This is a genomic window from Mycobacterium sp. NGS40, from assembly GCF_059812735.1.
On record NZ_JCALDG010000008.1, the window covers coordinates 73,476 to 85,822 of the forward strand.

The following is a 12,347-nucleotide window of genomic DNA, read 5'->3' on the forward strand; positions in this document are numbered from 1 at the left end:
TCTCGTTGCTCACTGCCGCGGGACTCCTTCGAGGAGGACGAACCACACTCATGACGAACATCGTGGTCCTGATCAAGCAGGTCCCTGACACCTGGTCGGAGCGCAAGCTGAGCGACGGCGATTTCACGCTGGATCGAGAGGCCGCCGACGCCGTGCTGGACGAGATCAACGAGCGCGCCGTCGAAGAGGCCCTGCAGATCCGCGAGCGTGAGGGCGGTGAGGGTTCGGTGACGGTGCTGACCGCCGGACCCGAGCGCGCCACCGAGGCGATCCGCAAGGCGCTGTCCATGGGTGCCGACAAGGCCGTGCACCTCAAGGACGACGGCCTGCACGGATCGGACGTCATCCAGACCGGGTGGGCCCTGGCGCGCGCGCTGGGCACCATCGAGGGCACCGAACTGGTCATCGCCGGTAACGAGGCCACCGACGGTACGGGCGGCGCGGTTCCGGCGGTCATCGCCGAGTACCTGGGCCTGCCGCAGCTGACCCACCTGCGCAAGCTGTCCATCGAGGGCGACAAGGTCACCGGAGAGCGCGAGACCGACGACGGCGTCTTCACGCTGGAGGCCACCCTGCCCGCGGTGGTCAGCGTCACCGAGAAGATCAACGAACCGCGCTTCCCGTCCTTCAAGGGCATCATGGCCGCCAAGAAGAAAGAGGTCACGGTGCTGACCCTGGCCGAGATCGGCGTCGAGAGCGACGAGGTCGGGCTGGCCAACGCCGGGTCCACCGTGCTGTCCTCGACGCCGAAGCCCCCCAAGACCGCGGGTGAGAAGGTCACCGACGAGGGCGAGGGCGGCAACGACATCGCCAAGTACCTGGTCGGCCAGAAGATCATCTGACACGAGCACCCACCCAAGACACGAGAAGAGCGAGATAACCCATGGCTGAAGTTCTGGTGCTCGTTGAGCACGCCGAAGGTGCGGTCAAGAAAGTCACCGCCGAATTGATCACCGCCGCCCGCGCGCTGGGCGAGCCGTCCGCCGTCGTCGTCGGCGCGCCGGGCACCGCCGCGCCGCTGGCCGACGGACTCAAGGAGGCCGGCGCCGCCAAGATCTACGTCGCCGAGTCCGACGACGTCGACAAGTACCTGCTCACCCCGGTCGTCGACGTGCTGGCCTCGCTGGTCGAATCCGCTTCTCCGGCAGCGGTTTTGCTCGCCGCCAACGCTGACGGCAAGGAGATCGCCGGCCGGCTCGCGGCTCGGCTCGGGTCCGGCCTGCTCGTCGACGTGGTCGAGGTCAAGGAAGGCAACAAGGCGACCTACTCCATCTTCGGTGGCGCGTTCACCGTCGAGGCGCAGGCCAACGGCGACACCCCGATCATCACCGTCCGTGCCGGTGCGGTCGACGCGGAGCCGCAGGCCGGCGCCGGCGAAGAGGTCAAGGTCGAGGTCCCGGCGCCCGCCGAGAACGCCACCAAGGTCACCTCGCGTGAGCCCGCCGTCGCCGGCGACCGCCCGGAGCTGACCGAGGCCACGATCGTGGTATCCGGGGGCCGCGGTGTCGGCAGTGCGGAGAACTTCGAGGTCGTCGAGAAGCTGGCCGACTCGCTCGGCGCGGCCGTCGGCGCGTCGCGTGCGGCCGTCGACTCCGGCTACTACCCGGGCCAGTTCCAGGTGGGCCAGACCGGCAAGACGGTGTCGCCGCAGCTGTACATCGCGCTGGGCATCTCGGGCGCCATCCAGCACCGCGCGGGCATGCAGACCTCCAAGACGATCATCGCGGTCAACAAGGACGAAGAGGCGCCGATCTTCGAGATCGCCGACTACGGCGTGGTGGGCGACCTGTTCAAGGTCGCGCCGCAGCTGACCGACGCGGTCAAGACCCGCAAGGGCTGATTCTTTCGTCACGCAAACGCCCCCGCACGCACGTCGCGTCGGGGGGTTTTGCGTGCCCGGTCTACCCGCGCGTCAGCATCTCGTCGATGCGCCGCAACGCGATCGCGCACACCGTCGCATAAGGCGCCGCCCACCACGGCACCTCCATGCTGGCCCGGGTGCCGTCGGTAGCCGGGTCCACCCGATGCCGCGTCGCGGGGATCCCGGCCACCCGCCACGCCCAGGAACGGCCCGGCTCGAATTCGGTGATCACAAACGGCGCCGCAACCAGCAACGACGTCTGCACCGTGCCGGTGGCATGCAGCGCCAGTTCTGCGTACGGCTCGTCAAGCCGGGCCCGGCGGATCGTCGGGCCCCAGCGTGGCCACGCGTCGAGGTCGGCCAGCAACTCCCATACCACCGGCGGCGGCGCGGCGATCGTTCTGTCGACGGTGAGCACGCTAGGGCGCCGCTTGCCCGAGCCGGCGCTGCTGCGCGACGACCTCGTCGACATCCTTCAACCGCCGCAGCCCGGCCAGGGGTTGGTTCATTCGCCGGTTGCCTTCCAGGCGTCGCCGGTTGCGGTGCAGGAACCACCAGTAGCCGGCGGTGTACGGGCAGGCGAGTTCGCCGACGCGCTCGGAGGGGTGATACCGGCATTGGCCGCAGTAGTCGCTCATCCGGTTGATGTAGGCGCCGCCGGCGGCATACGGCTTGGTGGCCATCAGCCCGCCGTCGGCGTGCTGGGACATGCCGACGACGTTGGCGACCATCACCCAGTCGTAGCCGTCGACGAAACAGCGGTGGAACCAATCGGTGACGGCGGCGGGATGCCATCCGCGCTGCAGCGCGTAATTGGACAACACCATCAACCGCGGAATGTGATGGACCCAGCCATGATCGCGGACCTGCGCCAGTACATCCCTCAGGCACCGGGCTTGTACCGCGTCGGCGTCCAGATCGCTGAACCAGTCCGGCAAGCCGGCTTGCGCCTGCAGTGCATTGCGACGGCGATAGTCGGCACCGAAGTGCCAATACACGTGCCAGATGTAGTCACGCCAGCCGATCAGCTGGCGGACATAACCCTCCACACTCCCGAGTGAGGCATGCCCGCCACGGTAGGCATCTTCGGCCGCATACGCGCACTCCAGCGGGTCGAGCAGACCGAGGTTCATCGGAGCGGACAGCAAACTATGAGCCATCAGGCGGTCCCCGCTGAGCATTGCGTCCTCGTGAGGGCCGAAGTGCGGCAAGCGATCTCGCAGAAAGATCTGCAACGCCGACTGGGCCTCTGTTGCGGTGACCGGGAATTCGCGCGGCCCATCGCATCCGACGAAGGCCACTGCACCCTCGCGCTCCCAGCGATCGAGATCCGCGCGCACCTGCTCGTCGATCTCGTCCTCTTCGGCTTGCCACGGCGCGGTGATGCCCAAGGTGTCGGTGTTCTTCGGGGCCGGCTCGCGATTGTCGGCGTCGAAATTCCACCGTCCCTGCGCGGGTTCGTCCCCGTCCATCAGCAGATCGAACCGGCGGCGTGCATCGCGATAGAAATTCTCCAGTAACAGCGTGCGCTGTCCGCGTGCCCACTCGTCGAACTGCGCACGGTCGGTGCAGAATCCGCGCGCAGGCAACACCTCGACTCCCGGCATCGAGCGCACGAAGCTGTCCGCGGCCCGGGAGGTCGGCTGGCAGACGCTGAGCGGACCGGTGACCGTGTCCAGCGCCTCCCGATAGGTGCGGGTCTGCAGAAACACGGCCTGATCGCCGAGCTCCGCGGCCCGATGACGCAGTGCGGACAGCACGAGGTGAGCCTTGCGACGGTGGAATCGGCGGCGGCCGAACGCCGCTCGGGATTCGATCAGCAGCACCGGTTGGTCGGGGTGGTCGAGGAAATGCGGGCCGAGCTGATCGGCGAAACACCACCTTCGCCCGGTCTCCGCGACGTTGTTCACCGCAACGGCCTACCCGCGGCCGGATCCGGCTAATCGCCGATGTTGGCGTTGACCCAGTCGACGACTTCGCCCACGGTGTCCAGCGGCGTCTCGGGGTCTTTGAGCCGCATCTTGAGGTGACTTTCCAGGGTTGCTACCAGTTCCATCTTGCGGGGCGAGTCGTAGCCCAGGTCGTCGACGAGATGCGAGTCGCCGGTGACCTGAGCCATCCGGTCCGGCGCCAGCCGGGTGACGATCGACACGACGGAATCATTGACGCTACTCACAGTGCTTCGACCTCTCCTAAGACCTCTCCTAAGACCTCTCCTAAGACCTCTCCCAAGACCTCTCCGAACATTTCTTTGGCCGCGACGTGGCGGATCTTGCCCGACGGTGTCTTCGGAACCTTGCCCTTGCCGACCAGCAGCACCGTCGGGCTCAATCCCGTTGCGCTGCGGACCTTTCGGCCGATTTGACGACGGATCTCGTGCGCGGCTTCGCCCGGATCCTCCTGGACCGTCTCGGCGACGATCCGGATCTCCTCGCGCTGATCGGCGAGCGTGACCCCGAACGCGACAACGCCACCGCGCCTGATGCCGTCGACCGAGGCGGCCAGTCGCTCGATGTCGGACGGGAAGATGTTGCGGCCGGCGACGATGATGACGTTCTTGCGGCGCCCACACACCACGATCTCGCCGTCGTCGGTGAGGTAGCCGAGGTCGCCGGTGTAGAACCAGCCGTACGCATCGACGGCGGCCACCTCGCCGTGCGCCGTCAGGTAGTGCCGGGTCACCGCGTCGCCCCGGATGGCGACCTCGCCCAGGTGCCGAGCCGGCCGGGTGCCCCGGTCCTCGTCGGCGATGCGGACCTGAACCCCGGACATCGGACGACCCAGCAGGACGAATTCCTTCTTGGGCGCCCCGCAGACGCAGCCGGTGACCGCGCGGCCGTGGGTTTCCAGTTCGTCGGCGCACACGTTCTCGACCGCCAGCGGTCGATCCACCCGCGAGAAGGACACCGCGACCGTCGCTTCGGCCAGACCGTAGGCCGCGCCGATCGCCGAAACCCGCATCCCGAACCGCGCGGCCTGCTGGGCGAACTCGTACATCGTGACCGGGTCGATGGGTTCGGCACCGGAGACCACGCAGCGCAGCGCGCTCAGGTCGTAGGCGCCGTCGCTGACCGCCCGCAGCCTGCGGCTGACGATCGAATAGGCGAAGTTGGGTGCCGCGGTGACGGTGGCCCGCTGCTCGGTGAGGATTTGCAGCCAGGCCAGCGGTGACTTGACGAACTCCGTGGGCGGTATGTACACGGCCGCGTTGCCGGCGAACATCGGCGAGAGCAGATAGGCGATCAGGCCCATGTCATGGGAGAGCGGAAGCCAGCTCATCGTGACGTCGACGCACGCGTCGATGCGGACTTCGGCCACCATGGCGGCGATATCGGCATACAGGTTGCCGTGCGTGATCGCCACGGCCTTGGGATCCCCGGTCGATCCCGAGGTGAGCTGGTAGATGGCGACGTCGTCCTCGCCGGTGGGCTCCTCGGCCGCGTCGGCCCCGGCCCACGTGTCGGGCACCTCGATGACCCGGTATCCCGAGGCCCGCAGGGCGTCCGCGACCGCGACGAACGGCCGCCCCACCAGCACGCAGTGCGCTTCGAGCAGGCTCAGCGCCCGCAGGGTTCCCTCGTGCCACTCGCTGAGGTCGGCTTGCGACGTGGGTTGCTGCAGCATCGTCATCGCCGCACCCAGTTTCCAGATGCCCTGGACGACGGGTGCGACATCTTCGGCGTTGGCGGCCAGCACGCCCACCCTGGCCCCGCGCGTGACTCCCTCGGCGGCCAGCCGGCCCGCGACCTTGCCCGCCGACTGATTGATGTCATGCCAGCTCGCGAAATGCAGATTGCCGGCGGTGCCGAAGCGAAGGCCCAACGCGGAATCCGCGGCCACCTTTGCGATGCGGTCAGTGAATTTACTCATATCCCTTATGCGCCAGAATTATTCGTGTCTTCAGCATTGAGCACGGCCGAGGCGATGACGTCGACGGCACGGTCGATCTGCGCCGGCGAGTGGGTGGCGGACACGCAGCAGCGCATCAGGGCGTCGTTCTCGCCGACCGCGGGTGCGACCGCCAGTGAGCAGAAGACGCCGTTGTCGAATGCGTCATTCCAGGCCGCGATCGCGCGCGCTTCCGGACCGATCCACACCGATACATGCGGGGCCACGACGTGGGAGCCGTCCGCACGAACGATGCCCGCCCGCACCTGCAGGCCGTGCGACATCAGGCCGTCGCGCAGGGCGCGGGCGTTGGCCAGCACCGCTTCGGCGCGCTGGGAGCCCTCCGGGCTGCGAATGATGTCGATCCCGGCGATGCTGGCCGCCATCGCCGCCGGCGCCCCGGTCGCGGTGAACATGTGCTGGCTGGAACGTAATCGGAGCACATCGATCAGGTCGCGCGAGCCGACGATGAAACCACCGGTGGACGCGATCGCTTTCGACATGCTGCCCATCAACACGTCGACGTCCTTGGCGCAACCGTATTCTTCGGCGATCCCGGTTCGGTTGGGCCCGAAGACGCCGAGGCTGTGCGCCTCGTCGACGTAGAGGGCGACATTGTATTTGTTGGCCAGCGCGACAATGCTTTCCATCGGCGCCACGTCGCCCTGCATCGAGTAGAGGCCGTCGATCACGATCAACTTGGTGCCGCCGCGCTCCGCGGTGCGGATCAGGTTGCGTTCCAGCGAATTCAGGTCGTTGTGCGCGAAGTATCGGGAACTGGCGCCCGAAAGCCGGATGCCGTCGTGCAGCGACGTGTGGGCCTCGCTATCGGGGAACGCGAGATCGGCCGCGCCCAATAGGGCAGTGATGGCACCGACATTGGCCAAGTAGCCGCTGTTGAAGACCAGCGCCGCTTCGGTGCCGTACCAGTCGGCCAACAACTCCTCGAGCTCGACCTTGACCCGCAGCGTGCCGCAGTGCGGAGGCGCGCCGCCACAGGCCGGCCCATACAGTTCGGTCGCCCGATTGGCCGCATCGACCAATCGCCGATCGCCGCACAAGCCCAGAGAATTGTTCGACCCGAACATGATTCGAGTCTTTCCTTCGATGACCGACGTCGGACCGGGAGCGGATTCGACGCGCCTGAAGAACGGCAGTCGGTTGCACGCGGCGTAGTAACGCAGGCTGGCCAGTCGGCTATCTTCTTGTGCCCGCGCTTGGATATTCAACTTCGAGGTCTGCAGCACGCCTACATCAAACATGGCGCGCTGCACTCGGGTATCCGATTCGCTCGAAATTGGCGAGCACGTTAATAGCGACCGACGTGCGAGTGTTTATTGCGTTGCCGCTCTTACGAATACGCGGACAAATCCGCCTGGCGCGGCATTGTATTGGCGCTATCTCGGGCGCTTGCGTACGGTGAGCGTCAGCGTTACGTACGCCACACTTCACCGTGGGCACACATTTCGTCATCTTGCGTGCACCAACACGTCATAGCGCCGATGCCGATTCGCTCCTCGATTACGCCACGTTGTTTCCCATGAGCATTGCTTCTGTCCTGATACCGAGTGATACGCCGGACGGAGCCGCGACCAGCTCGTCTGGGCCGCGTTACTCGCTGTTGCTGTCCACAGACCCCAGTTTGGTCGAGGCGGCGCAGCGGCTCCGGTACGACGTATTCACCAGCACGCCAGGTTTCGCGTTGCCGGAATCGGGTGCGGGGGACCGGGACGTGGACCGCTTCGACGAGTTCTGTGATCACCTGCTGGTTCGTGACGACGACACCGGCGAGCTGGTGGGGTGTTACCGGATGCTGGCGCCGGCGGGCGCGATCGCGGCCGGGGGCCTGTACACGGCGACGGAATTCGATCTCGGCGCGCTCGACCCGCTGCGGCCGTCGCTGGTGGAGATGGGCCGTGCGGTGGTGCGTGACGGGCACCGCAACGGCGGTGTCGTGCTGTTGATGTGGGCAGGGATTCTGGCCTACCTGGACCGCTACGGCTACGACTACGTGATCGGGTGTGTGTCGGTGCCGATCGGCAGCGAAGCCGATTCCGAAACGGGGCAGGACGCGCCGGGCAGCCAGCTTCGGGGTGTGCGCGACTTCGTGCGCAGCCGGCATGCGGCGCCCCCGGAGTATCGGGTGTACCCGCACCGGCCGGTCGTCGTGGACGGCAAGTCCCTTGACGAGATCGCGCCGCCGCAACGGCCTTCGGTTCCGGCGCTGATGCGCGGCTATCTGCGGCTGGGCGCCAAATCCTGCGGCGAGCCGGCGCTTGACCCCGACTTCGGTGTCGGCGATTTCTGCGTGCTGCTGAACAAACGCCAGGCCGATACCCGATATCTGCGACGACTGCGGTCGGTCTCGGCGGCTTCGGAGATGGCGGGCGGCGACCGATGAACGCTCCCGCAGTCACCACCGACCACGCCTGGCTGCCGCGCGCGACGTGCGACAGCAGCTGTGTAGGGGTCGCCCCCGCCTCGTCGAGGTTGGTGGTGGTGCTGCGGGTGACCCTTCGCGTCATGCTGGTGGTGTTGCTGCTGCTGGGGGCGCCGATGGCGCTGGTGCCCTGGCGGGGGCAAATGCGGGTGCGGCAGTTCTACTGCCGGATGGTGCTGCGCGTTTTCGGGGTCCGGATCAGCGTGTCGGGTGCCCCGATCCGAAACCTGCGTGGCGTCCTGGTGGTAGGTCCGCACATGTCCTGGCTGGACGTCTTCTCCATCGGCGCGGTGCTGCCCGGCTGGTACGTCGCACGCGCTGACATGTTCGGCGAGCTCACGCAGCGGCTGCTGAAGATCATTCCGATCGAACGGTCCAGCCTGCGGCAGTTGCCCGCCGTGGTGGAAACCGTCGCGGACCGGCTGCGCGGCGGTGAAACCGTGGTGGCCTTTCCCGAGGGCACCACGTGGTGCGGGGTGGCCTGCGGCTCGTTCTACCCGGCGATGTTCCAGGCCGCGATCGACGCCGGCCGCCCGGTTCAGCCGCTGCGGTTGACATATCACCACGTCGACGGCCTGATTTCGACCGCTCCGGCCTTCGTCGGGGACGACACCCTGGCGGCGGCGATGCGCCGGCTGATCACCCAGCGCCGCACCCTGGCGCACGTCCACGTGGAGTCTCTGCAGCTACCGGGCGCCGACCGGCGGGGGCTGGCGCGCCGCTGCCAGTCGGCGGTGGGCGTCGGCGTGGGGCGGCGCCCAGGTCAGCGCTCAGATCGAGGCCACGTGCTGGCCGCTTAGGGTATCCGGGCGGCCCGGTATCCTGGGGCGCGTCATGGTCTACCTCGATCACGCTGCCACCACCCCGATGCACCCCGCTGCCATCGAGGCGATGACGGCCGTGTTCGGCATGGTCGGCAACGCCTCGTCGCTGCACACCAGCGGTCGCACGGCGCGGCGCCGCATCGAGGAGTCCCGCGAGCTGATCGCGGACAAGTTGGGCGCGCGGCCGTCCGAGGTGATTTTCACGGCGGGCGGCACCGAGAGCGACAACCTGGCCGTCAAGGGCATCTACCGCGCCCGCCGCGAGGCCGATCCGCGTCAGTTGCGCATCATCACCAGCCAGGTGGAACACCACGCGGTGCTGGATTCGGTCGACTGGCTCGTCGAGCATGAGGGCGCCCAGGTGAGCTGGCTGCCCACGGCCGCCGACGGCTCGGTGTCGGCTGCCGCGCTGCGGGAGCTGCTGGAGAGTCAGGACGACGTCGCGCTGGTCTCGGTGATGTGGGCCAACAACGAAGTCGGCACCATCATGCCCATCGCCGAACTCGCCGCGGTCGCAGCCGAATTCGGCGTTCCGATGCACAGCGACGCCGTGCAGGCCGTTGGGCAGCTGCCCGTCGACTTCGCCGCGAGTGGGCTGTCGGCGATGAGCGTCGCCGCGCACAAGTTCGGGGGGCCGCAGGCGGTCGGTGCGCTGTTGTTGCGCCGAGACGTGGCCTGTGCGCCACTACTGCACGGCGGCGGACAGGAGCGCGACATCCGTTCCGGCACGCCGGATGTCGCCGGTGCCGTCGGAATGGCCGCCGCGATGCGGCTCGCCGTGGACGGCCTCGAGGCCAACAGCGCACGGCTGCGCGCCCTGCGTGATCGGCTGGTCGAGGGGGTGCTGGCCGAGATCGACGACGTCGGCTTCAACGGATCCCGTGATTCGCGACTTCCCGGCAACGCCCACTTCACTTTTCGTGGCTGTGAAGGCGACGCTCTGTTGATGTTGTTGGATGCCAACGGAATCGAATGCTCGACCGGTTCTGCGTGCACCGCCGGAGTTCCGCAGGCCTCACATGTGCTGATCGCGATGGGTGCCGACGCCGCGACCGCGCGGGGATCGCTGCGGTTGTCGCTGGGCCACACCAGTGTCGATGCCGACGTCGACGAGGTGCTGCGGGTACTGCCGGCCGCGGTGGATCGGGCCCGGCGCGCGGCGCTTGCCGCCGCGGGGGCGTCGGGGTGAAAGTTCTTGCCGCAATGAGCGGCGGCGTCGATTCGTCGGTCGCCGCGGCTCGGATGGTCGATGCCGGACATGACGTGGTCGGCGTGCACCTCGCGCTGTCGTCGGCGCCCGGCACGCTGCGCACCGGCTCGCGGGGTTGCTGCTCGAAAGAGGACGCTTCGGATGCGCGCCGCGTGGCCGATGTACTCGGAATCCCCTTCTACGTTTGGGATTTCGCGGAGAAGTTCGCCGAAGACGTGGTCGACGACTTCGTGTCGTCCTACGCGCGTGGCGAGACGCCCAACCCGTGTGTGCGCTGCAATCAGCGCATCAAGTTCGCCGCACTGTCGGCGCGTGCCCTGGCCCTGGGCTTCGATACGGTCGTCACCGGCCACTACGCGCGTTTGTCGCAAGGCCGGCTGCGCCGCGCCGTCGACCACGACAAGGATCAGTCCTACGTGCTGGCGGTGCTGAGCGCAGAGCAGTTGCGCCATGCCGCTTTTCCGATCGGGGATACCCCCAAGCCGCAGATCCGGGCCGAGGCGGCTCGTCGCGGTCTGGCCGTCGCCGACAAGCCGGACAGCCATGACATCTGCTTCATCCCGTCGGGGGACACCCGGGCGTTTCTGGGGGAGCGCATCGCGGTGCGCCGCGGCAACGTCGTGGGTTCCGACGGCTCGGTGCTGGCCAATCACGACGGCGTGCACGGTTTCACGATCGGTCAGCGCAAGGGCCTGGGCATCGCCGGGCCGGGGCCGGACGGTCTGCCGCGCTACGTGACGGCAATCGACGCCGACACCGCGACGGTGCAGGTGGGCAGTGCCGCCGATCTCGAAGTGCATGCGCTGACGGGACGGGACCCGGTCTTCACCGCGGGAGCCGCACCGGCGGGGCCGATCGAGTGCGCCGTGCAGGTGCGGGCCCACGGCGAAACCGCGAGTGCGGTGGCCGAATTGGTCGGCGACGAGCTCTGCGTGCGGTTGCGCGTCCCGCTGCGCGGGGTGGCGCGCGGTCAGACCGTCGTGCTGTATCGCCCGGATCCGGCCGGCGACGAGGTGCTCGGCAGCGCCACCATTGCCGGCACCTCGCGCTGATTCCCCTGCTCAGCGGCCATCGCTGCGGCTTCCAAGGATTTTCCAAGAGCTTGCGGAGAACATTCGTCTCGTAATTGATCGACCCCTGAGCGGGGAAGGAACGAATGACGATGAACGACAACCACATCACCGCGCAGGCGCAGGCAGTACAGACCAACGGCCTTGCCATTGCGGCGTTCGTGCTCAGCATCATGGGCATGTACGGCAGCCCGATCCTGAGCAGCGTTCTCGCTCTTGCCGGCATCTGGCAGGTCAGGCGCCGTGCGGAGCAAGGCTTTGCGCTGGCGATCACCGCTTTGGCGGTCTCCGCGGCTGTCACGGCCCTGCATGTCGCGATGTGGGTCCAGTGCGGCCACCAGAACTTCGCGTTGGAGACCACGGCGCACTGGTGAAAACCCCTGTCGCATAAGCAGGTTAGCGAAATCTACCGCGGGAAGTTGGCGACAATGTTGGTCATCACGATGTCGGAGACCGACTGCGGGAAGCCGCAGAAGGTGACTTCCACCAACGCCACCGACTGGACCCGGTAGTCGCGGCCGCAGCCGCCCGGACCCAGGTGCAGCGAGCTGGCATCGGATTTCCAGTCGCCGACGAATGCTTCGCCGGCCGAGCCGTTCGCGCAGTCGGTGACCGTCGACACCAGTGCGGCGAAGGCGTGCTGCGCGGTCGCGCCATCGCGATAGGCCGCGGCGCCTTCAGAGATCAGGGCGCCGTCAGGCGGATCCTGGAACGTGGTCTTGTGGAACTCCTCGATGTCGGGCCCGAACGTCGCGGTCTCGGCGAACAGGAACCGGCAGGCGCGCGGCGTGGTGTCGGCGAGCGTGTCGATGTCGACCGGGGTGCGTCCGTCCATCGACGGAATGATCGACAGGTGCTCGCCGGCGCCGGTGATCGCCTGCATCCTCGCCTGGTCCAGCAGGATCGTGTCGACATTGACCCCGTTGATGCCCTTGGCGCCGCCGGTGAACCCCGGCACTGCCGCGCCGTCCACCACCCGGGTGCACGCCGCATTCAGCACCACCGCGCCACACATCAGCAGCGGCCACGCGAATCTTGCCTTGCGCCACACCGT

13 protein-coding genes are annotated in these 12,347 nt (G+C 67.7%); 7 read left to right on the forward strand and 6 right to left on the reverse strand.

Going from position 1 to position 12,347, the window contains the following annotated elements:
* Positions 1-50 precede the first annotated feature (50 nt).
* Together AC5Y5O_RS14325 and AC5Y5O_RS14330 are read left to right on the forward strand one after the other, a co-directional pair.
* Positions 51-842, forward strand: coding sequence for an electron transfer flavoprotein subunit beta/FixA family protein (locus tag AC5Y5O_RS14325; RefSeq protein ID WP_096285892.1), 792 nt, complete (start codon positions 51-53; stop codon positions 840-842).
* Positions 843-883: 41 nt separating this feature from the next.
* Positions 884-1,840: an electron transfer flavoprotein subunit alpha/FixB family protein gene (locus tag AC5Y5O_RS14330; RefSeq protein WP_096285894.1), complete on the forward strand. Its 957-nt coding sequence runs from the start codon at positions 884-886 to the stop codon at positions 1,838-1,840.
* A gap of 61 nt (positions 1,841-1,901) precedes the next feature.
* Here the strand turns inward: AC5Y5O_RS14330 and AC5Y5O_RS14335 are convergent, their stop codons facing one another.
* The 5 genes from AC5Y5O_RS14335 to AC5Y5O_RS14355 are packed head-to-tail and all read right to left on the reverse strand — an operon-like array spanning position 1,902 to position 7,011.
* On the reverse strand, positions 1,902-2,279 hold the full coding sequence (locus AC5Y5O_RS14335) for an SRPBCC family protein (RefSeq protein WP_243393825.1): 378 nt from the start codon (positions 2,277-2,279) through the stop codon (positions 1,902-1,904).
* Between the two features lies 1 nt (position 2,280).
* Positions 2,281-3,771 carry a cryptochrome/photolyase family protein gene (locus AC5Y5O_RS14340; RefSeq protein ID WP_096285898.1) on the reverse strand — a complete coding sequence of 497 codons (1,491 nt, stop codon included), beginning with the start codon at positions 3,769-3,771 and terminating at the stop codon, positions 2,281-2,283.
* A gap of 29 nt (positions 3,772-3,800) precedes the next feature.
* Positions 3,801-4,037: an acyl carrier protein gene (locus AC5Y5O_RS14345; protein ID WP_096285900.1), complete on the reverse strand. Its 237-nt coding sequence runs from the start codon at positions 4,035-4,037 to the stop codon at positions 3,801-3,803.
* Positions 4,034-5,731, reverse strand: coding sequence for a fatty acyl-AMP ligase (locus AC5Y5O_RS14350; protein WP_096285902.1), 1,698 nt, complete (start codon positions 5,729-5,731; stop codon positions 4,034-4,036). Before AC5Y5O_RS14350 ends, AC5Y5O_RS14345 begins: the two co-directional genes overlap by 4 nt.
* 5 nt (positions 5,732-5,736) lie before the next feature.
* The gene (locus AC5Y5O_RS14355; protein WP_243393828.1) at positions 5,737-7,011 is read right to left on the reverse strand and encodes an aminotransferase class I/II-fold pyridoxal phosphate-dependent enzyme; all 1,275 of its coding nucleotides are present in this window, start codon (positions 7,009-7,011) and stop codon (positions 5,737-5,739) included.
* 278 nt (positions 7,012-7,289) lie between these two features.
* Here AC5Y5O_RS14355 and AC5Y5O_RS14360 point away from each other — a divergent pair, with 278 nt between their 5' ends.
* The 5 genes from AC5Y5O_RS14360 (at position 7,290) to AC5Y5O_RS14380 (ending at position 11,667) form a co-directional block, all read left to right on the forward strand.
* Entirely contained in the window at positions 7,290-8,150 is an 861-nt protein-coding gene (locus tag AC5Y5O_RS14360) for a GNAT family N-acetyltransferase (RefSeq protein WP_096285906.1), read from the forward strand.
* Complete coding sequence (locus AC5Y5O_RS14365; protein ID WP_096285908.1) at positions 8,147-8,989, forward strand: lysophospholipid acyltransferase family protein; 843 nt, start codon at positions 8,147-8,149, stop codon at positions 8,987-8,989. The genes AC5Y5O_RS14360 and AC5Y5O_RS14365 overlap by 4 nt, the downstream gene beginning before the upstream one ends.
* A 34-nt stretch (positions 8,990-9,023) precedes the next feature.
* On the forward strand, positions 9,024-10,202 hold the full coding sequence (locus tag AC5Y5O_RS14370; RefSeq protein ID WP_096285910.1) for a cysteine desulfurase family protein: 1,179 nt from the start codon (positions 9,024-9,026) through the stop codon (positions 10,200-10,202).
* Complete coding sequence (gene mnmA, locus AC5Y5O_RS14375) at positions 10,199-11,275, forward strand: tRNA 2-thiouridine(34) synthase MnmA (protein ID WP_096285912.1); 1,077 nt, start codon at positions 10,199-10,201, stop codon at positions 11,273-11,275. Before AC5Y5O_RS14370 ends, mnmA begins: the two co-directional genes overlap by 4 nt.
* Positions 11,276-11,385: 110 nt before the next feature.
* Positions 11,386-11,667, forward strand: coding sequence for a DUF4190 domain-containing protein (locus AC5Y5O_RS14380; RefSeq protein ID WP_500025611.1), 282 nt, complete (start codon positions 11,386-11,388; stop codon positions 11,665-11,667).
* 32 nt (positions 11,668-11,699) lie between these two features.
* Here AC5Y5O_RS14380 and AC5Y5O_RS14385 read toward each other — a convergent pair whose 3' ends face one another.
* Entirely contained in the window at positions 11,700-12,308 is a 609-nt protein-coding gene (locus tag AC5Y5O_RS14385; RefSeq protein WP_096290967.1) for a sensor domain-containing protein, read from the reverse strand.
* Positions 12,309-12,347: the final 39 nt, after the last annotated feature.